Below are 21,048 nucleotides of genomic sequence, written 5' to 3'. Positions count from 1 at the left end.
TCTAAGGATTCTTTCTCATCTGTTTTGCAACCGAAGCTGCAAACTTTAACAACTATTTGAATTTTAAAGAACTGTCATTTTTAAAGCTCAGCCAATTTATAACAGCGTTTTTGCTTTGTCACGAACTTTTTTAACTTTTTTTTCGACATGAAATTTTTACAAACTGAAGTTTAGATTACTCTTAGACTTCTTAGCGTTTGTTTTTCGTTTCGAAGTTTGTTTCGTGTTTCTGACAAGATCGGATACTACAGATCTGAGATATTCTCGTCAACCCTTTTTTTTCTTTTTTTTAACTTTTTTTTTCATTTTCTTATAATAGTAATTCTTACATGGTTTCTCTTTAATACTAATAACTTGCATTAGTTTTCCTTAAGTCAAACTTTTACCTCTATATAAAGATAGGAAGCTACTTTTATAAGAGTAGTTTTTTAATAGGAATTAAAAGGATTACAGAAGCTAAAACGAAAAAGGCCTTCTCATACAGAGAAGGCCTTTTAACTTACTTACTTATAGTGAATGGAGTTTCTACGCTATTTTTTTAAAGGATACCCAGCTTTCTCTAAAGACTGAACAATCTTGTCAGATGCTGAAGTAATAAAGTCTCCACTTAGTGTTTGATTAGGATCACTAAATGTTGCACGTACAGTAACAGCTTTCTCTGAATCACTTAATTGAAATGTATCTACAACTTGAAATGAAGATAGCTCTTTAATCTTTGCCTTCTTGCTAATGCTTACAATATCACCAACAGCAACTTCGTTGCTAACAACAACAGTGCAATCAAAGTTAGAAGAAGGAAACTTACTAAGAGGTTTATACTTCGTTTTATCTTTTAACTCTCTTGCTTCAAGTGGAGTTAGATCAAGGATCGCTAAAGAGACATGTCCTTTTACTTTGAAGTTTCTAAGAACAAGTGGATGGATTGAAGTAATAACACCTTTCATTTTACCCATGAGTCTAATATTTAAAAACTCATATGGATGTACACCACTCCAGTCTTCGTTAATGATTTCATTTTTAAACTTAGGATGAGCTTCGCAAAGATCTCCAGGAATGTTCTGAGAATCCATAAGTGATTCAACGGTATTAACAAGTTCCATAAAAGGAGTTTTTTCTTTTGAGTAGAAAAGAATTGCTAACTTTGATGATTCATTTGAAAAGTCTTTTTCATTAGCATGATATGTTCTACCTAGTTCGAAGAATCTAAATTCAGAAAAGTTCTTAGCATTAACTGCACAAGCCTCAAGAAAACTTGGAACCATACTTGTTCTCATGAGATCTGTATCACGGCTTAGAGAATTAATAAGCTCCAAATTATTTTCTATTGGCCAATTTGCTTTTGAGTAAAGTTTCTCTCCAACCATAGGGTATGTCATCACTTCAAAGCTATTAGCATTGTAAACCATAAAGTCACGAATAGAGCGGTGAAGATTTTGAGCAGGAGTTAGCCTCACTGGATTAATATCTAATTTAGGTGACTGTGGTTCGATATTATCGTAACCAATAATACGTCCAACTTCCTCAAAAATATCTGCTTCGCATTCGATATCTTTAGTCGATCGATAACTTGGAACAGTGATCAGTAGTTCGTCATTTTTCTTCTCAACTTTAAAATCTAAATTCGAGAGAATGAAAAGAATCTTGTCTTCACTTAATTCTTTTCCAAGGTGCTTGCAAACTCTTGCAACACTTGTTTTGACGTTTACTGTTTCAATAGCATCAAGATCAACCCCATCGTATTCCACTTTACCAACGACTGTTGCGCTTGGATTAAGCTCTAAAATGAGTTCAACCATACGAAGAAGTGTTCTTTTACAAAGTTTTGAATCAAGGGTTTTCTCATATCGCTGAGAAGAGTCAGAACGAAGTCCTAAACGAGTTGATGTTCGACGAACTTCAGCGGCCTTCCAGTTTGCAACTTCTAAGAAAAGCTTTGTCGTTTTATCAGTTACTCCAGAATTGAGACCACCCATGATTCCGGCCAGACAAAGAACGCCATTTTCATCACAAATAACCGTATCATCTTCGACAAGGTTTCTCTTTTCTTCATCAAGTGTTACGAACTCTGCTTTTGAGCCAAGATTTTTGATTGTAAGAGCACCTTTAATCTCTTCACGATCAAAAATGTGATTTGGCATACCAAGTTCAAGCATGACATAGTTTGAAATATCAACGATTGAATTAATCGGTCTAAGTCCAACGGCCTTTAGCCTCTTTCTCATCCACTCAGGCGACTCTCCAACAGAGACTCCATCTACAGAAAGACCGTAGTAAGATAAACAAGAAGAATCTTTGTCGACTACAGGAACAAGAGGAGAAGTTTCTCCTGTAATTTTTGAAAGTACTTTCTGTTCCCATTCTTTATTGTAAGGATCCTTAAGTTCAGTTTCAAAAACAGCAGCGAACTCGCGTGCAAGTCCAAAGTGTCCCCAAAGATCAGGTCTATGAGTCAGTGATTTATTATCAACGTCCAAGATGATGTCTTTTGTTTCGTTGTAATAATCAAGTGCGTTCACTCCAACTTGTGCATCTTCTGGTAATTCGATAATACCAGCAGACTCTTCGGCAAATCCGAGTTCTTCTTCTGAACAGAGCATCCCCTCAGAGAGAACGCCACGGATTTTTTTAGGCTCAAGAGTGAGACCGTTTGGAAGAGTAACTCCAAGTGGGGCATACATTGTTTTTAAACCAACTCGTACGTTGGCCGCTCCGCAAACAACTCTCTTATTTTCTTTGCCACCAAAGTTGAATGTGACAAGATTAAGCTTGTCAGCTTCAGGGTGTTTTTCGATTTCTAAAATCTCAGCGACTCGAATCACTTCGAGATGCTCACCTACAGTTAAAACATCTTCAACTTCAGCTGTTCCAAGAGTGAACTTTTCTCCTACTTCTTTAGGACTTAGTCCTTCAGGCATTGGAGTAAAGTCTTTAATCCATTCTGTTGAAATTAACATATATTTCTATCCTTTCTCTTTCTTAGTATGTTTTAAATTGCTCGTTGAATCTAAGATCTCCACTCTGCAGGTGGCGAATATCATCGATTCCATATTTCATCATAACGAGACGGTCTAGACCTAGTCCAAAGGCAAACCCATTATATTCCTCAGGATCAATTCCACCGGCCTTTAGAACATTAGGATGAACCATCCCACATGGAAGAAGCTCTACCCAACCTGTTTGCTTACAAACAGAACATCCCTTTCCAGAGCAAACCTGACACTTAATATCGAGTTCAAAACCTGGTTCAACGAATGGGAAAAATCCCGGGCGAAGGCGAACTTCGACATCTCTTTTGAAAATTTCTTTAAGGGCCACTTTCATAAAATAGATGAGGTTACCAACGCTGATATCTTTACCAACCATCATACCTTCAAGTTGTTGGAAGACCATCTCATGTGAAGCATCAGTTCTTTCACAACGAAACACTGTTCCCGGAGCAATAAAACGGAAAGGAGGTTTTCTCGAGAGCATCCCGTGAACTTGAACTGTTGAAGTGTGAGTTCTTAGGAGGTGCTTTTTCCCTTCCTCTGATTTTTCGTCTTTAAACCAGAATGTATCCTGCATATCTCTTGCGGGGTGGTCTCCTGGAATATTAAGTGCTTCAAAGTTGTAGAACTCATTTTCCACATGCGGTCCATCGAGAACTTCAAATCCCATAGAAAGGAAGATATCTTCAATTTCTTGGCGAATTAATGTTCTTGGGTGAAAACCACCGTGTTTTTGAGCACCTACTTTGATGCTATTTTTAAAAGTAATATCAATTTTATTTTGGGCAAGCTTCTCATTGATTTCTTTCATCTCAATTTCTTGAAGCTTTTTTGTCATCTCAAGTTGAATCTTGTCTTTAATCTCATTGGCCTTAGGACCAATCTCTTTTCTCTGCTCTGGAGTCGCATCTTTCAAACCTTTCAAGATTTCAGATACCTTTCCTTTTTTACCGAGATAATCGGACTTTAAATTTAAAACATCGGCCTGAGTCTCTAAGACCTGGAGTGATTTTTCAAAGCTATCAAATAAACTTTCTAGCTGCTCGATCATTTTTCTTCCTATTTTTGCAGGTTTAACTGTTCAATTATAATTGGCCAGATTCTTCCATGCGCAACGCAATAAATCAAGTAAACACGCAGCATTTCTGGGAACTTGGAAGATTTTTATAACAGTAAAGTGCTGAGTGAAGTAAATAGGCCATCCCCCCGTAATCACATTAAGCTCATAGCAATTATTTAACTTCTAAAGACAACTGGACGATAGGACAGTTAAGAGAGTTAACTATGCGAAATATATTACTACCATTGATCACCCTATTCACTTCTTGTATGGCCAACCAAGCTCAATTCGAACAGCAGGTTGCCAAAGAGGCGAGCAAACTCGATAAAAATGTGCGAGCTGATGTGAAAGAGCTAACTAATAACTACAAAGGCCTGCCTTCAAGTGATCAAATTTTGAGTAAAATTGATGAAACTCTCTCCCCTCCAACGAAAACGTGTCATGTTAACCCTGACTCAGAGTCTCAACCGGATCTAGATCAATACCCTGAACAGTGCCAAATCGATGGACAAAGTGAACAATGGCTCGATAATTGCCGAGAGCTTTTTACCATGAAAGACATCCCAAAAGATGCTCTAAAATATGCTTTAAATGTCATGAAAAAGAATTCAACTGAGTTTAAATCAAATAAGTGCTATCGCTTTGGTGGTGGAACGAATCGACATAGTCGTTCTTTCAAAGGAGAAAAGCACAAAGACTGGTTAAATAAAATGCAAAATGGTCTTCCTAATAAATGTACATTTATTATTAATGACCTAGATAATCTGAAAAAGACCCATGGTGGAATCTTTAAGTGCCAGGCCAATTCGCACTATATTGATCTTTGTGGAAAAAAGCCTATTCACAAAATTGAAACTGCAAATCTTGGTTACGGTACTTGTAAGAAAAAAAATGGCTACAAAAACAAACCAGGACTTGGGACAACACTTGTTGGTGCTTTCTTTACAGGATCTAAAGTCTTTAATTACGCTGCAACAAATCCAGCGAAAGACAGGAAGCACTACGGTCCCATTCGAAAGAAAAACCCAAAGGGAATCGCTCACGGCATTGCTCTTTTTGGACTGAATAAAAGCAATGATCGTTCCGCAACAGATGCCAAGCATATGCACGTCTCACCCTACCAATCAAGTGCGGGTTGCCCTTCTATTGATAAAGACAATTGGCCAATGATTGATGATCTCGCAAAGAAAGGCCCCTCTCTTGTTTTAAATTATAAAAAATCTCTCATCGAGGATATCAATGAATGTAGTGAATAGAATTATTCTTTTCTTTTTCTTTTCAAGCTCTGTCTATGCAAGCTGTTTGAGCACAATGCTAGATGCTGACCTGGAGCTTAAAATCAGAATAGATAAAACGAAGGCACATCTTTTTATAAAAGAAAAAGTTAAAGCTCATGAACTTATTTTTGATTGTTGGAATGAGGACCAGTCACTTCGCTGTAGCGGTGATGATGATGGAGGCCTTTTCTACTTAACGAATAATCAAATAGAAATACACGCTCTTTCAACAGGAGAAGATGGGTTTCAATACGTTCCAGAAAAAGTAAGAAAAATAAAGATGAATAAAATAAAGTGCGACTAAAAAACTAAGGCCAGGGATTTCACCTGGCCATCTTAAATTAATCTCATGCTTGTAAGTAGAGAACTCTCGACAGAGTCTACTCTGAGGACGTTTCCAGTGCTCCCGGTAAGCAGATTTCCTCACAAAACTTTAAGAGGAATTAATCCTTAGAAACGAACTCGGTGAATGTCTCGTGAATGTCACCAATAAGCTATGGTCCCAATCATCACCCCCAAAAACAAAACTTTCTTTCAAAGAAGTGCTCACCACACCTCTATGACCCGCATGTCTTTCAACTGAAAATCACCATGATCTCCAATTGTAAAGAAAGCTGCTTTTACCGTTTCGGTAGTTTTTAATCCGCTCTAGGTATCACCCCTTAGGATAAAAACGTTGCTCGAATAAGCTTTCGCTACATCTCGCCCTTTCGACGGGTTTTTAGTTGAGATCAATTATATCTCGAGTCTAAAAATGACCAAAGAGTTCTCGTTATTTTTTTAATGAAAGAAAAAGAATTCCTCTTAAGTAATTTAAATAATCAATAAATTCAGAGGTTTTATAATCGGGATATGTCCAAGGTAGAGGCTCGAAAGATTTATTAGAAAAAGTGTGATTAAGATCGCTATAAACACCCTGCCCCAAATATATGCGATGAGCATAACTCTTTCCGGTAGCAAGGCTAAAATTCTCTAGAGTCAAAAGGCCGATGTCGAGATTAAAGACTCTCTTATCGTCTTGAAAATACGATTTTTCGAGCTGATCGGCCCAAACTTTAAGTGAAACAAGACTTTCTCTTTCCATTGGAACTCTACTCACGAGAAAGAAGCGTTCCAACTTTTCGACGTCTCCCATCTCTTTTGAATAATACTCTTTCATGGGACAGTGATCGGTCTGAAAATAGATCGATTCACCAAATTCACTCTCCCAAAAAGAGATCAATTCTTGTTTTGTGATGTATTGATTATGAAAAAGAAAGCTTCCAAGAAAAAGACCCTTGGAAGCTTGTTTGAGATCACTCATTATTTAACAGATTGAAGAAGCTTTTGATGAAAATCAGCAAGTTCTTTTTGATTAACTGTCGCCGTTCCCTTTTTAGCAACAACAACACCTGCACCACAGTTTCCTATCCAAGCAGCCTCTTCAAGAGTTGCTCCAGCATTTAGAGAGGCAACAAGCAGTGAGATAGCAGTATCACCAGCACCTGAAACATCAAATACTTCATTGGCCACAGTTGGAATAATTTTAAGTTTACCATCATCTTTAGTATCAATAAGGGCCATCCCTTCAGATCCTAAAGTAATAACAATTTTTTCGAGTTCTAATTTATCGATAAGAATACTGGCAATTTTATCAATATTTTTTTCTTTATAACCAAGAGACTGAACCATAAGTTCTGCTTCAATTCTATTTGGCTTTAAAAGTGTAATTCCCTTATAAAAAAGAGGAGGTGTTGTTCTTGAAGGATCACAAGCAACGAGTTTCTTTTGTTCTTTATAAAGCTTTACTAACTTTTGAATAAGTCCCTCAGTTAGCATACCTTTGGCGTAGTCCTCTAAGATTAAAGAATCGTGACCACTAGAGAGATCCTGGATTCTAGCAAAAATCTTATTTTCTACATCACCAGAAATATAATCTAAATTTTCATAGTCGATACGACAGATCTGTTGATTAGTTGTCATAACTCTTTCTTTGAAAACTGTTGGTCTTTGATCACAACGAACAATCCCCCAAGTAGAAAGATCAGAATCTTCTAAAAGCGTTTCGAAGACATTAGCATTTTGGTCATCACCAACAACAGCACACAATGTAGAATTCACTTCTAAAGCTTTAAGGTTGTCACTAATATTGGCAGAAAGACCTAACTTAAGCCATTCTTTTGTAACTTCTAAAACAGGAACAGGTGCTTCTGGAGAAATTCTTTTAACTTCACCATAAGTATATTTATCAATACCCACATCACCAACAACGAGAATGGGCTTAATGTCTTTAAATTTAGAAACGATTTCATCAAATCGGTCTTTTTGGATTAGTGATTTCACTATGAATGCTCCAGTAATTCATTTATTTGTTTTATTATATCGTCTACTTCAATTTTGGCCATGCACTCAAAATAAGGGCAAGACTCTCCGGCGCACTTAAATTGCTCTCCACACACAACATCGGGAGTGACGACTCTTAAAGAGTCTCGACTATTAAAAAATGGTCTCCATCTCATTGAAGATTGAACCTTGATAGGCGAATAAATCCCAACAGTCTTAACCCCTAAGATATTAGCGATGTGAGTTGTTCCCGTCGAGGGACCAAGAAAAAGTTTCGCCGTTGAAAGAACGGCCATGTAGTGGCGAAGACCGCGTTTAGAGCCATCAAAGAAGTAAACTTTATTCTCATCAAAAGATTGTATTTGCTCTCTAAGTCCCGTAAGAAATCGCTCATCAGAGGGAGTATGTGAGATGACGTAGAGGAAACGCTCGGGATAGCGTTTTTCAAGTCTTGTAATCAATCGGCCATAATTTCTTGAGGACCAATTGAGTGTGTGCCCAGTCATTCCAGGGTGAATGAAAAAAAGCTCTTTATTCGCATCTTTTTGACTGTCATCCCAAAATAAATCGAGACTCTCCTCCACTTCATTAGCTTCCAAGTGAATTGAAGGTGGATAAAAAGGTGCTTCCTGAATATGTTGAATCAATGGCCTTAGAAGTTCTAAATTGTATTCACTTTCATGCATTGAGACGATGGACCTTTTTTGTCTAACGCCCTTAGATAGAAAGAGAAAGGTTTGCCACTTCGATTTCAAACCTCCACGAAAATTCGTCTTTTTCAAAAAAGCGACAAGTGAAGGAATATGTGAGCCTCCAACAAAGAAATATGTATCGGGCTTAAATGAATTAAAAATAGAAAATGAACGTTTTAAATTCTTTAAAAAGCTTGCGCCTTTGTCATAAAGAAAGACTTTATCAATATCTTTATGAGCTTTGTAGATATCTTCACAGCGTGGTGAAGTAATAATGCCAATCTGACATTCAGGAAAATGTTCTTTAATTGCTCTAGCAAGGGGCATTGTTAGTAAATTATCCCCAATGGCATCAGTTCTATTGATAAGTACTCTCAAGAATACACCTTTATTGAATTGTGATTCCGACTTCCTGTGCCTTGTTCAAAGCTCCAAGTTTCAATTCTTCAAGAACTGATTCTATATTCATAGAGCTCGTATCGACGAGTTTTGCATCACTCGCTTGCTTCAGTGGAGCAACATCTCGACTCATGTCACTTTTGTCCCTCTTTTCCACATCTTTCATCACTTGAGAAAGTGTGACATTCTCATCGCCACTTTCTACAAGTTGCTCAAGTCTTCTCTTTGAGCGTACTTCAACTGAAGCTGTCACAAAGAACTTACAAAAGGCATTTGGAAAAACAACAGTTCCAATATCTCGCCCTTCCATGACACAGACATCATTCTTAGCGAGGTTTCTTTGATAATCGAGAAGATATGACCTAATTTCAGGAATCTGAGAAATAATAGAAGCTAGTTTAGAAACGTGATGCTCACGAATCTTATCTGTAAGATTGTGCCCATTAATACTTATGAGACATTCATCAGAAAGACCGTATTGCATATCCATTGATGAGATAAAATCCCCTAGTCCCATAGACCAGTTGAGCTCTATTCCCTCTTCATTGACTTGATAAGCAATCGCGCGAAACATTGCACCTGTATCAATATAAAGAAGGTTTAAAGACCTTGCTAATTTCTTAGCAATTGTAGATTTCCCACTGCCACTCGGACCATCAATGGCGATAACTTTTGAATATTCCATATTTCGACCTGATTAAATTAAGACTCGACATAGAAATCTATCAAAGAGCACACACTAAAACTAGACGCCCCGTGCTTTGACTTAAAAAAATAATGGATTTTTTTTGCCGGAAAAGGCCAAAAGAAGAGTTTTTTGTTTAGTTTCGCTCTTTTTAGGAAGAAGATTAACCAGATCACCTAGAGAGGTCAACTTTGGATGCTTAGCAACATATGTAAGCTCATAAGGCCTTGGAACTGATCGCATTTCTTCATTATAAACCTTAACGAGCTTTTTGTAGTGTTTTGTTACCTTGTTAAGATAGAGGTTTTTAACTCCAACAGGACGATTTGTTCTAAGGCGCATTCTTACAAAGCCAGGACCCATATTATAGGCGACAGTTGCAAGTTTAATATTTCCATAAAACTTTTTAGAGAGATAGTTTAAATAGAAAGTTCCCATCTTTATATTGTTTTTAGGATTTCTAAGAAACTTAACGACACCTTTACGGGGAACCGCCATATTTAATTTATGACCAATATAGCGTCCTGTTCCAGGCATAATTTGCATCAGTCCCTGTGCTCGAACATAGCTTTCGGCATTTGGATTAAAGTGGCTTTCTGTCCACATGATAGCAAGGGCCCAAAAAGGATCGATATTGAATTGGGCGGCCATATTTAAAGTTTCATTTAAATAGGGAATCACTCTTCTTCTCATTTTCTTTGGAAGAGAGCGCAGAATCATGGAGCGAAATTCTCTTTTTGAGAGTTCACTAATTCTAGAGAGGTCTGTCTTTTTAAAGGACTTAGTATTTTGAAAGTTGAAACTTCCCTGTGTAAATGAAGTCGCAACAGGTGAAGATGTCATGGACTTGAGTTCAGACTTTGAATGAGGATGATAAGAGAGAACACTCACATTCATATAATCTGATACGTTGGTCATTGTGTAGAAAAAAAGACCAAAAACAAGAACGTGAGAAAGCCAAACTTTCATGCGCGAAAGATTCACAAACTCGCTTAATGACGAGCTAAATAAATGTATTTGACTTTGAATTAACTTCATTGCTAGGCGCTTCTATCCTTAATTTGGGACTCTTGTAAAGGGTGGTTTGAAGAATTTATAACGCTAAAAGTCAAAAGAAAAAGTGACGATAAGTTAACGATGGCCAATAAAGTTCAATAAAATTAGTCAGTTGTTTCCAATAATAACGAGGTGAGACTTTTAATATAGATTTTCTCGGGTGAGAATATTCGTAACTTTTTTTCAAAACTGGAGTTTCCATGAGCGAACAAAGATCATTCAATAGACTGGCCGACGAGAAGTCGAGCTACCTTTTACAACATAAAGACAATCCAATTCATTGGTGGCCATATGGGCCAGAGGCCATTCAAAGGGCCAAGGATGAAAATAAGCCTATCTTTTTATCAATCGGATATTCTTCATGCCATTGGTGTCATGTTATGGCACACGAATCGTTTTCAAATAATGAAGTCGCTGAATATATGAATGAGAACTTTATCAATATCAAAGTTGATAGAGAAGAGTTTCCAGATCTCGATCACTACTACCAAACGGCTGCACAATTATTCACTCAACAAGGTGGATGGCCTCTATCAGCGTTTTTACTTCCAGACATGAGACCTTTCTTTGTAGGAACGTACTACCCGTTAACAAGTAAAGATAATGAGACAACATTTTTAGGCCTTGCTAATGAACTCAAAAGAGCTTTTAACGAAGATCATGATAAGGTTCTAGAGAATGCCGAAAAAGTTACGACAACAATCGAAGAAGGCCTTACACCAAAAGATAAAGTTGAATTCCAAGGACACTTCCCTGCTCCAATGGCCATTTTAGAGGCCGTAAAGGATTTTAAAGACGAAGAGAATGGTGGTTTTGGAAGTGCTCCGAAATTTCCACAATTTAGTTTTTATGAGTGGGCGCTAGAGCAAATGCTCGAAGGAATGATTACAAAAGAGCATGGTGATCATATTATTAAATCGCTTGAAAGAATGCTTCTTGGTGGTATTTGTGATCATCCAAGAGGTGGAATTCACCGCTATAGTATTGATGAGACATGGACTGTTCCACACTTTGAGAAAATGCTCTATGATCAAGCGGGCTTTTTAAAAGTTCTTTCAAAACTAAGCCTCATTTATGGTTCACCTCTTGTCTATGATGCCATCTTTAAAACGCTTGAATACTTGAAAACAGAAATGCTTGGAGAAGAGAAGTTCTTCTTTAGTGCTCAAGATGCTGATAGTGAAGGTGTCGAAGGACTCTACTTCACTTACACGCTCGAAGAGTTTGAAGATGCCCTAAATAACTTTGATGATGAAAGTGAACTTCTTTCTAAAAATAGAGACAATATTTTAAAGTGGTTTAATGTCACTGAGAAAGGAAATTTTGACAGAGGTCTAAATGTCATCACTCTTAATAAAGACCTTCTTCAAGAAATCTACACACAGGAAGGTTGGGATACTGTTAGAAAAGTAAGAGATGCGATTTTAAAAGATAGAAAAGGTCGTATCCCGCCTGCAACAGATAATAAAGGAATTGCCAGCTGGAACTTCATGCTTCTTTCTGCCCTTGTTGATGTTATTCAATACTGTAAGATTGATGCACTTAAAAATCAGGCCACAGAATTATTTAACACGCTCATTGAAGGTCTTTACAATAACTTCCTTATCGCTAAAGACGGTCAAGGAATGAAGATCCGCCACTCGACAACAAAAGATGTCGGCATGCTCTACTTCGAAGATTACGTTTTCTTTGCTGAAGCGATGCTCAGAGTTTATGAAGTGACAGGTAATCCTGTTTTCAAAGAAAATTTTAAAGACACAATCAACTTTCTTCTAAAAGAATTCAAAGATGAGTCGAATTTTAAAACAAGATCACTCTCTATGAACGAACACCACCTCTATCCAAATCAAAATGTTACAAATTTTGATACAGGATTTAAATCACCGGCATCGACGTTTGTTATTCTTTTAAGAAGAGCCGCCATTCTATTTAAAGATAGAGATTTCACAGATCAAGTAGAAGCGCATATGGAGGCCATGACTCACGAGGTACTTAAAAACCCTCTTGGCTCAGGTGAAGCCCTTCGTGCCCTAACTTATCCTAAAGAAGCATATAGAACGATTAAGGTTCCAAAGAACTGGTTACAGAATGATAAATTTGTAAACTTCCTCCCTTACTTTCTATCGCGCTTTGTACTTGATTATTACGAAGGTGAAGAAGATCGCTTTGAACTTTGCAATCATGAGGCCTGTGAGTTAACAGGAATTGGTGTTGATGAATTTATCAACACTCTAGTTCCAAAAAACGATCAAGGACAAGAAGCTGAATAGAAAAGACTTTTTAGAAGATATTCAAATAGTAGAATTCACTTCTCGCTTGCCCGGTCCTTTGGCCGGGCACCTTTTTAGTGACTATGGAGCGAAGGTCACAAAGATTGACCTTCTTAGAGAAGACCCTTTTAACAACTCTGAACTTTCAAAGAGAAACCCCCTCTTTCAATCATGGTATGATGTCATTAATGAGCAAAAAGACCTCATCTCTCTAACTAATGTAGAGCAACTACAGGAGCCACAAGTCAGAGCTCTCCTAGCTCAAGCTGATGTTTTAATCATCGCTCTTGGTCCCAAGCAACGTGAGAAACTCTATTATTTACTCGATCAAAATGAACACTGGAAAGATAAGGTCATTTTAGAGATAGTTGCCAGTGAGGATGAGAAAAAATATTTACACGATCTCAATGTCCTTGCTCAACAAGGCCTTTTAAAATTTTTAAACCTTAAAAAGAAAGAGAATAAACATCTACCTTTACTTCCTTTTGGTGGCATTGTTTTTTCAACTCAAATCGTCTCAGACGTTATGGCCGCCCTTTTAAAAAAGCAAAAACACAAAGGGAATCTCATCGTTAAAAGTGGACTTGAACAAGCAGTTCAAAGAACTCTAGGGCCACTCAAGGCCCCATCCAATATAGATTCGTTAGCGCTCCATAATGGCAAATTTCCTTGCTACAATATTTATTCTTTAAAATGTGGCAAATACGTTGCTCTTGGAAGTATTGAACCTCATTTTTGGCAAACTTTTCTAGAAACACTCTCCCTGCCTAAGGAGCTTAACGCCTTTGATGAAAGTGGTAATGTCTACAAAGAAATTCAAACAGTCTTTGATTCCAAGACAGCTGCTGAACTTGGCGAGCTTCTTCAAAATAAGGGTCACTTTTGCCTAGATATCTTCGAAGCCTAAGTGACGCGGTGTCACAATGACCACTTGGGGCCACCTTGCCTCAAGCATTTCATGTAAAATCAGGTAGTTATTTTTGGCACAAGGTTTGTATTAGTAGAGCACAACAGAGTCAAAAGGAGTTTGACCATAGGAGGAGCCACGGAGGGCATAGCTAGACTAGGAGGTCTCTATGCAAACAATGAAACTAATCGCCTTAACACTTATGACGATTGTTCTCTCAACAATGATTGTTGCAGAAGCAAATGCTAAGACTGTTTTAAGAAAGATCGAAGTTGATTTGGTAACTCCAACCACGGAGGCCATGGCCATTGAAACCAACACAGGTGATTTCATCCCTATGGATATGATAACAACGAAAATGAACAAAAGAGGAAATGCTTGGGATCTCATGAAATCGCAAGTCATTGAGCTAAAAACAGGTGATTCAATTCGCCCATCTCACATCAACTACTTTTACGCTAAGATGAAATCGAAGGCCCTAGGTAGTACGAATATTGTAAATAAAATGATTACAGTTCAAAGAGCACCAAAGGATGATGAATAATAGTGGGTCTTAACTTAAGTCCCACTTTTCTTTTTAACTATTGCTCGTAGAACATCAGGATCAGAAATTAAGCTTTCACTACGGTGAGATTCACAAATAAATTTCGCACCTAGTGGACAATAAAAGTATTGTATCTCTAAATCATATTCAGAAAAAATCTCTTCAAAATGTCTCGCCTCATCTAAGAAAATCACTTTACGACCATCTTTAACGAAGCAATTTGACTGAAAATCAAAACTCATCAACTCAACATCACCGGCCTTTTTAGGTAAGAGCATCGTCTCTACGACATAAAGACCCTCATCTTTTAACAGATCACTCACTTTAGAAAAGTAGCGCTTTCGCTCAAGGGCCTCCGTTAAAAAGTGCAGACAGTGCGAATCAATAATAATATCAAATTGGCGAGAAGACTCGAAGTTGAGTATATCTACATTTTGAAAGTTGAAAGATGGATTATTTTTAATTGCAAGCCCAATGGCATTTGTTGAAAGATCAATTCCTAAATAATCACAGTTCTTAAAAAGCTTATTTGGAATGTCCTTTATGACAGCGCCATCACCACAGCCAATTTCTAAAACACGAGGATGATCTTTGATGGTTGAAGACAATCTTTCAAAGACCTCTCCACAGAGGAGTTTCGTTAAGCTTTTTGCGGCCTCATAAGGTGATTGTTTATTTTTAAAGGCCAGATCAAATTGATCCTTTTTACTTTGTTCTGACAATGAGTTTTCCCGATTGGTGAAGAATTTTTGCAACAACTTTTAACCTTGAATGATCACGATACAATTCATTTGGAGAATTCCCAGGAAGCCCCTGAGGAACGTTCCCACCAAATGCGCGATACCAATATTCCCAGTTCTTTGAGAAGTCCATAGGATAAGTTTCAAGACCATTTTTTAAGAGCGGGTTAAAAATCTTAGCGACAAATTCAGAACAGTAGAAGAGCTCTCTCCCCTGCTCATCATAATTATCCCAACGATAAGCATAGTCGAATCCATTTCCTTCAATTTTTGAAAATTCAAAATAAAGAGCAGCATTCAATTCTTCTTGATTCCAAAGTTCAAATTCCTTTGAACGCATGATAACGGCCTCTTTGGAATGGGCCGTTCGACGTAAGAACTTATCGAGAGGAACCATTCTCACTTTACTTAATGCCTCCAAAACAACGAACTCTCCCTCATGCCTAAGAACAACTCCCGAGTGTGAAAAGTTTCCTTCAGTTTCCGAAGCAATCACATCGCAAGAGCGGCAATTGAGGGGAAGTAAAATAACATCTCCACTTTTAATCTCAAAAGCGAAGAGGTTAAAAGGAATCATAAAGATAAGTGCCCCTAAAATGAGGCGTAGTATTGGTTTAATCATGGTGGTTATATCCATTAAAATTTAACGTCTTTATTGGTGTAATTTCATTGCCTTATATCGTCATCTCGCCCAATTCGGCAAGACCGACCGCTTCTCTTTAATGCCGCTTGTGAGTATACTAATTTTAAGTAGTTGTAATATATAAAGACTTGGATGACCCATGAAAAAGACAATCAATAACTTTTTAACAATTGTGATTTCGCTAACGCTATCTTTTCATTCTCTTGCTCAAAATATGCAAGTGACTAATTCGATGGAAAGTGAAAAAGCGGCCTGTGAAGAACAAGAATTTAAAACCTGGGATTCAACGAGAAATCTCTGTGTCATGCAAGATAATGAAAAAAGTTTTGAATCACGAAAGCAATATGATGAATGTGCGGCCAAAGAAGATGAAGCGGAAAGAAAATCTTGTATGGAGGCCCTTGCAAAGAGTGAGACATCAAATATTGATTTTGAAAAAGCTGAAAAAGGTGGTTTTGGAAAAAGTATTCCACACGCCGCGATCACAGGATTAACTGTTCTCAACTGGTCGGCCCAAAAAAATGGACTCGACTCTCTTTGTACTTCAGCAAAAATTTTAGGGGCCACGGCTGCTGCAGGTTTTGTCGCTGAAAATTATTTTAAAAAGTATGCAAGTGATAAAATGAAAGACCTTGAGAAGAGTTTTAAAAGTGATCAAGAACAAGACCCTTACTCAACACAAATTCTGGCCTTTGATTATTTGAAAAAAGAGCAGGAAACAGTTTCTGAAATTGCAGATATGAGAAATAAGGCCTATCTGCTTTTAACGATTGGTTACGGAATAGCTACGGCCATGGCCGTCTACGATCTTGCAAGTCAAAATCATAAATGTAGTGCCACAGCTGGAGGCGATATAAATCCCTTTACTAAATTTATGGCATCACCAGGAGGTGTAGCCATCTTAGGGGGAATTGGTACAGGTTACAGCTTAACTCTTGCTAATGCAGCGGGTAGCCAAAAAGACGACGCTGATAACAATGCAAAAGAAGTTGAAAAAATTAAGAAGAAACTTATGACCAACCTCTCTGGTTTTTGCCCAGAAGGCCACGATGATATTCAAAATTCTAGATGCTATTGCTATCTCTCAGATAATTCAAAAAACACAGACCACTCAAACTCTGAGACTTGCCAATCTCTTTGGGCCAGTGATGATAACTTCCTCTACAAAGCAACTTCAGGCAAAGTTGCAACAGGACCTTCAACTAAACCAGGCTGCATTAGTGTCGATGGAAAATTCGATCAAAACTGTAAATGTAAAAAGTATAAGAATGAGGCCGGTGACAATGCTTGTCTAAAATCAAAAGTTGCAACGACGGCCTCAAACTTCTCTCTTCCAAACCTTTCAGTTTCAGATTATGAGTCTGATCTAAATGATCTTTTTCAGGGAAATACAACTCTTGCTGATCTTAGTACGGCCGATCTAGCGGCTAAGGCGGCCATTGCTAACAAAATAAAAACAAAGGCCATTCAAGAGTTTAACAACAAGAGAAAACTCGCAAATCAAAAGCCGTTAAATTTTGAGAGTAAAGCAGTTAAAGACCTTAAAGACTCACTTGTGCAAGCAGGAAACAGTAGTCCTTTTTCTGGAGCAGATATCAGCACCAAAGGGGCCATTAGAAATAACCCCGTTCTCTCTAAAGCAATTAGCGAAGCAAAAAAGAAAACAGGTCTTCAGCCAAAATACTCAGCGAAGCAAGACTCAAAAAAGGCCACGAAAAAAGCGAAGAACCAATTTTTTAGCTTTGACGACTCATCAAGTAGCTCTAGTAATTTAGGTGGTTTTAAAGAGGAAGCTGGTAAAAAATACGATTATAAAAATAACGATATTCACATGAGAAAAGACGTTTCAATATGGAAGGTTATTTCGAATCGTTATATGCAAACAGGCCTAAAACGCCTTTTTCCTGATGATCAATATTAGTCTTTTGTTTGTTCATAGAATTGATGATAAATTTTAAAGATGAATGATTTAATATTAAAGGGACAAACAACAGAGCATTTAATCGAGATAGAAAAGACTCATTTTCTTCATAGAGATGTTCTGGATCATTACCTCACCTTGAAAGAAAGTGCCAATGACTTTGGACTCGAAATTCAGCTTGCAAGTAGTTTTAGAGACTTCAACAGGCAAGTTCTCATTTGGAATCGTAAGGCCAGGGGAGAAAGTCCTCTTTTAGATTCACATTCAAATCCACTTCCCTACGATGAACTTTCTAAAGAAGAAATTCTTTATTCTATTTTAAGATGGTCCGCCTTTCCTGGAGCTTCTCGCCACCACTGGGGAACAGATTTTGATATCATCGACAAAAGAGCTCTTTTGAAAGATCCAAATTATCACGTTCAGCTAATTCCTAGCGAGTATGAAAAAGGAGGGATATTTGAAAGACTTGGTTTATTTTTAGAAGAGCATCTCGAATCAACTCCTTTTTATCGCCCTTATGAAAAAGACTTAGGAGGAGTGGCAAGAGAGCCGTGGCACTTAAGTTTTCACGCGAAGGCCAAAGAGTTTCAAAAACAATATGACCTTCCCTTTTTTGTTGATCATTTAGATGCTCTCGATTCAAAAGAGATTATGCTCCTTGATCTAGTTAAAGAGAAGGCCAGCGATATTTATCACCGTTTCATTGATAATACTTACTGAGGCGGTTGCTCACTAACACCAATGGCCTTTAACCACTCTACTGTTGGGACAATCAAGCGTCTTTCTTTAAGATCAAAAAGTCCAATTTCAAGCATTGCACTTGAAGCGACAGTTCCATCTTCTTTTACCATTTTTTGCTCAAGAACCATCACAAGTTTATTCTTATATTCTTTTGTCTGCGTGACGATTTTTATCTTTTCACGATTTCGAAGTTCGGCCTTATAAGCGATATCAATTCTTAAAATGACAGGTCCAATCTTTGCTTTCTGAATATCTCTAAGTCCAAAGTTTCTATTTGAAATAAGATCCCATCTGGCCTCTTCATAGAGCTCTAAATAAGTCGCATTATTGACGTGACCAAAAGTATCCAGATGCTTTTCTAAGATCGTTAACTCATACTCGTGTAGCTCTGATAACATTGTCTCTTCCTTGTTTTGCCAACCTTCTTAGGCAGGTCTTTTATCGATTTTATGCTAGTGTGAGGTATTTTTCACAAAGTGTAAAAGTAAATATTTTTAATGACTTAGAGTTCATCTCCCCCTTTACGCGACCTCTAAACTCAAGTATTTGCGCCCCACAACCGATGAGTAACCGTATAATAGGTTTAACACAAGACCAACTGGAATAAGTGACTCATTATGAAAAAGAAAATCGCCATACTCTCAATTATTTCTCTTTGCCAAGCGCCTAGTTTTGCACTTAACACGGATAGACTTCAGGTGAAGTTTAGTGGAAGTAAGAACTTTAAAATTTGTCAGGCCCTTGTAGGTGAAAAGAACTTTTTAAATCTAGTTGATCCCGTTCGAAAAAAAGACAGAGAAAGCATGGATAAATACGAAGGTATCGCTGATTATTCATCAAGATCAGGTGGTTTATTAGCATCTTATTTTCTAGAACAGTTCAAATCATATGATGGTGAGCTAGAATTAAGTCTAGGTGGAAGCGACGATAGTAGAATGAAATCTATGTATGAAAACTTTCAAAAAAAGAGCTATCAACAGAGTTACTACCGAGCGCTTTATCAAACAATTGAAGTCGTCTCCAATTGTGAACTCTACTTCGCAAGTATCAGTGGTGGCTACGTCAATTACTCTAACCCAGAAGAGGCCCTCGATACTGAATTTGTCCAAACAGCTGATCAAAAAATTAAATGTAGAAGCAATGGTGCTGAAACACAAGACTATCCAGCTTGTAAGAAGCTCGTACAAACATACAATGCGGCAATTGCCGGAAGTCAAGTTACAGCAGCAGTTCAAGGAGTTGTCGCACAAGGAAAAGCACAAGAAGCTCAGGCCGAAATGGCCCAGCAATCAGACCTTAATTTTACAAAAGGCTTAGAGCTTCAAAAAGATAATGTAAAAATGCAGGCAGATATGGCCGGACAAAGGGCGGCAGTGAGCGCAGGTTTTGCGACAACAATGTTTGCCTTTTTAAGAGATATGCCTAATACCGAAACAATCGTTAACCTTTGTAAAGATCATGATCTGAATGGTAATTTTGAAAATATATCAAAACATATTTCTAGGATGATCTTCAATAGAGTTTTTAAATCAGGTTTCGAGCTTGGAGATGATGGAAGTAAATCAGAATTTGACTATGAAGGTGAAAAGATCACAGCAACTTTCAATTTAAATAAAGGTATCATTTTTAAAGATAGTAATAATAACGAAAAAGCACGATTTTTCTTCAGTTATAACCAAGCAATTCCTGACACAGAACTAGCTGATTCAACTCAATTCAATAATGGTCAACAACAAAACTATTCTGGAATCAAATTTTCAGCAAGCGAGGAAAATACCTCAGATGCAAAATGTCATCAATTTCTCACTCAACAAGCTCAAGAGCTTTTACAAAACAGTCAATATGGTCACGATGCAGCTAAGCAAGCGATGATTGAGATGGGAGTAAAGGCCGTTGAGCAGGTCGCTCAATCTGCAATCTTAAATAGCCAAGCAGACAATATTGATACGGCCATTAAAAAGGTTGATGCTTTTGAGCCCGTTGATTGGACTCCTCCAACAGGAGAGCTCACAGCAACAGAGTGTCAGGCAAATCCTGAGCGTGAGGGTTGTACGGCAACCTCTCTTGGTAGAACGTCTAACTATACTGATACAGGTCTTACGATCACAGGTGGAGGAAGTGCGACGATTTCAAACGGATCAGGAGATAATGATTCAGACATGGCCCTAGATGATCCTACGTCATCATCAAAAGATTATGCTTCAACTGATTTCCAATTAGGATCGGCCATTAGTAATACTGATAAAGGTGGAGACTTTGAAACATCTCCAAGTGCTGCCGCGACTGTTAAGTCGGGAGATACAGCTCAAGGTGGTGGCGGAGGCGGCGGTGGTGTCGGTTCTGTTCAGGCTCCTCCTCCAGCAAAGACGGCCGGAGCTCAACAAAAGGCAGCTTTTGTTGGAAAAGCGTCAAAGGCAAATTATGGAGGAAGCTCTGGTGGGAGCCTTGCTTACAGCGGTGGTGGATCGAGAGCGAAATCAAAAAAGAGCTCTTCTTCATCAAATCCATTTGATAAGCTCTTTAATAAGAAGAAGGCCAATGGAAATGACGTCATGAATTTTAGAGGACTTGCCAGTGAAGGAATTGGTGGAAAGAATGGAAGTATCTTCACTCGTGTATCAACTCGATACGGAAGTGTTCAAGAGAAAGGCCGCCTTTTAGAATATGAACAAGTAAAATAAAAAAATCAATAATTACCCCGTCTTAGACGGGGTTTCTTTTTTACAAGTCTTCTTACACAAAAAAATAACATTCGCTATTGTAAGCCCCAGACATGAGTTCCGGGGGGAAAGTCGTGTTTAGTC

At 37.8% G+C, this 21,048-nt stretch carries 18 protein-coding genes; 8 read left to right on the top strand and 10 right to left on the bottom strand.

The window, feature by feature from the left end:
• Positions 1-530: 530 nt before the first annotated feature.
• Both pheT and pheS read right to left on the bottom strand, forming a co-directional pair.
• Positions 531-2,954: a phenylalanine--tRNA ligase subunit beta gene (gene pheT / locus HBN50_RS04730; RefSeq protein WP_273868332.1), complete on the bottom strand. Its 2,424-nt coding sequence runs from the start codon at positions 2,952-2,954 to the stop codon at positions 531-533.
• Between the two features lie 22 nt (positions 2,955-2,976).
• Positions 2,977-4,038: a phenylalanine--tRNA ligase subunit alpha gene (pheS, locus tag HBN50_RS04725; RefSeq protein ID WP_273868330.1), complete on the bottom strand. Its 1,062-nt coding sequence runs from the start codon at positions 4,036-4,038 to the stop codon at positions 2,977-2,979.
• Positions 4,039-4,271: 233 nt separating this feature from the next.
• Here pheS and HBN50_RS04720 point away from each other — a divergent pair, with 233 nt between their 5' ends.
• Both HBN50_RS04720 and HBN50_RS04715 read left to right on the top strand, forming a co-directional pair.
• A complete protein-coding gene (locus HBN50_RS04720; protein WP_273868329.1) occupies positions 4,272-5,303 on the top strand; it encodes a hypothetical protein in 1,032 nt (343 codons plus the stop codon).
• On the top strand, positions 5,287-5,628 hold the full coding sequence (locus tag HBN50_RS04715) for a hypothetical protein (protein ID WP_273868328.1): 342 nt from the start codon (positions 5,287-5,289) through the stop codon (positions 5,626-5,628). Before HBN50_RS04720 ends, HBN50_RS04715 begins: the two co-directional genes overlap by 17 nt.
• Positions 5,629-6,096: 468 nt before the next feature.
• Here the strand turns inward: HBN50_RS04715 and HBN50_RS04710 are convergent, their stop codons facing one another.
• The 5 genes from HBN50_RS04710 to HBN50_RS04690 all read right to left on the bottom strand — a co-directional run bounded on the left by HBN50_RS04710 (position 6,097) and on the right by HBN50_RS04690 (position 10,391).
• Positions 6,097-6,627, bottom strand: a complete 531-nt coding sequence (locus HBN50_RS04710; RefSeq protein WP_273868326.1) for a DUF4416 family protein — start codon at positions 6,625-6,627, stop codon at positions 6,097-6,099.
• Complete coding sequence (locus HBN50_RS04705; protein ID WP_273868325.1) at positions 6,627-7,646, bottom strand: bifunctional heptose 7-phosphate kinase/heptose 1-phosphate adenyltransferase; 1,020 nt, start codon at positions 7,644-7,646, stop codon at positions 6,627-6,629. The genes HBN50_RS04710 and HBN50_RS04705 overlap by 1 nt, the downstream gene beginning before the upstream one ends.
• Positions 7,646-8,716, bottom strand: coding sequence for a glycosyltransferase family 9 protein (locus HBN50_RS04700; RefSeq protein ID WP_273868324.1), 1,071 nt, complete (start codon positions 8,714-8,716; stop codon positions 7,646-7,648). The genes HBN50_RS04705 and HBN50_RS04700 overlap by 1 nt, the downstream gene beginning before the upstream one ends.
• A 10-nt stretch (positions 8,717-8,726) precedes the next feature.
• On the bottom strand, positions 8,727-9,422 hold the full coding sequence (cmk, locus tag HBN50_RS04695; RefSeq protein WP_273868322.1) for a (d)CMP kinase: 696 nt from the start codon (positions 9,420-9,422) through the stop codon (positions 8,727-8,729).
• Between the two features lie 81 nt (positions 9,423-9,503).
• A complete protein-coding gene (locus HBN50_RS04690; RefSeq protein WP_273868321.1) occupies positions 9,504-10,391 on the bottom strand; it encodes a lytic transglycosylase domain-containing protein in 888 nt (295 codons plus the stop codon).
• Positions 10,392-10,678: 287 nt separating this feature from the next.
• Here HBN50_RS04690 and HBN50_RS04685 point away from each other — a divergent pair, with 287 nt between their 5' ends.
• The 3 genes from HBN50_RS04685 to HBN50_RS04675 all read left to right on the top strand — a co-directional run bounded on the left by HBN50_RS04685 (position 10,679) and on the right by HBN50_RS04675 (position 14,199).
• The gene (locus HBN50_RS04685) at positions 10,679-12,748 is read left to right on the top strand and encodes a thioredoxin domain-containing protein (protein WP_273868320.1); all 2,070 of its coding nucleotides are present in this window, start codon (positions 10,679-10,681) and stop codon (positions 12,746-12,748) included.
• Positions 12,726-13,655 carry a CoA transferase gene (locus HBN50_RS04680; RefSeq protein ID WP_337961797.1) on the top strand — a complete coding sequence of 310 codons (930 nt, stop codon included), beginning with the start codon at positions 12,726-12,728 and terminating at the stop codon, positions 13,653-13,655. The genes HBN50_RS04685 and HBN50_RS04680 overlap by 23 nt, the downstream gene beginning before the upstream one ends.
• A 169-nt stretch (positions 13,656-13,824) precedes the next feature.
• Positions 13,825-14,199, top strand: a complete 375-nt coding sequence (locus HBN50_RS04675) for a hypothetical protein (RefSeq protein WP_273868319.1) — start codon at positions 13,825-13,827, stop codon at positions 14,197-14,199.
• Between the two features lie 14 nt (positions 14,200-14,213).
• Here HBN50_RS04675 and HBN50_RS04670 read toward each other — a convergent pair whose 3' ends face one another.
• The gene (locus tag HBN50_RS04670) at positions 14,214-14,921 is read right to left on the bottom strand and encodes a class I SAM-dependent methyltransferase (protein ID WP_273868318.1); all 708 of its coding nucleotides are present in this window, start codon (positions 14,919-14,921) and stop codon (positions 14,214-14,216) included.
• Positions 14,905-15,561, bottom strand: a complete 657-nt coding sequence (locus HBN50_RS04665; protein WP_273868317.1) for a YiiX/YebB-like N1pC/P60 family cysteine hydrolase — start codon at positions 15,559-15,561, stop codon at positions 14,905-14,907. Before HBN50_RS04665 ends, HBN50_RS04670 begins: the two co-directional genes overlap by 17 nt.
• 160 nt (positions 15,562-15,721) lie before the next feature.
• Here HBN50_RS04665 and HBN50_RS04660 point away from each other — a divergent pair, with 160 nt between their 5' ends.
• Both HBN50_RS04660 and HBN50_RS04655 read left to right on the top strand, forming a co-directional pair.
• Positions 15,722-17,503 (top strand): hypothetical protein, encoded by a 1,782-nt coding sequence (locus tag HBN50_RS04660; RefSeq protein WP_273868316.1) that lies wholly within the window; start codon positions 15,722-15,724, stop codon positions 17,501-17,503.
• 39 nt (positions 17,504-17,542) lie between these two features.
• Positions 17,543-18,223 (top strand): M15 family metallopeptidase, encoded by a 681-nt coding sequence (locus HBN50_RS04655; RefSeq protein ID WP_273868315.1) that lies wholly within the window; start codon positions 17,543-17,545, stop codon positions 18,221-18,223.
• Here HBN50_RS04655 and HBN50_RS04650 read toward each other — a convergent pair.
• Positions 18,217-18,642: an acyl-CoA thioesterase gene (locus HBN50_RS04650; RefSeq protein WP_273868314.1), complete on the bottom strand. Its 426-nt coding sequence runs from the start codon at positions 18,640-18,642 to the stop codon at positions 18,217-18,219. The two genes, HBN50_RS04655 and HBN50_RS04650, sit on opposite strands and share 7 nt — an antisense overlap.
• Positions 18,643-18,861: 219 nt before the next feature.
• On the opposite strand from HBN50_RS04650, the gene HBN50_RS04645 reads away from it, so the two are divergent.
• Positions 18,862-20,925: a hypothetical protein gene (locus HBN50_RS04645; RefSeq protein ID WP_273868313.1), complete on the top strand. Its 2,064-nt coding sequence runs from the start codon at positions 18,862-18,864 to the stop codon at positions 20,923-20,925.
• Positions 20,926-21,048: the final 123 nt, after the last annotated feature.

Source organism: Halobacteriovorax sp. GB3, from assembly GCF_028649655.1.
In the GTDB taxonomy this organism is placed as follows: Bacteria; Bdellovibrionota; Bacteriovoracia; order Bacteriovoracales; family Bacteriovoracaceae; genus BSW11-IV.
Note: the sequence above shows the minus strand (reverse complement) of the source record. Positions and strands in the feature narration are given on the sequence as shown.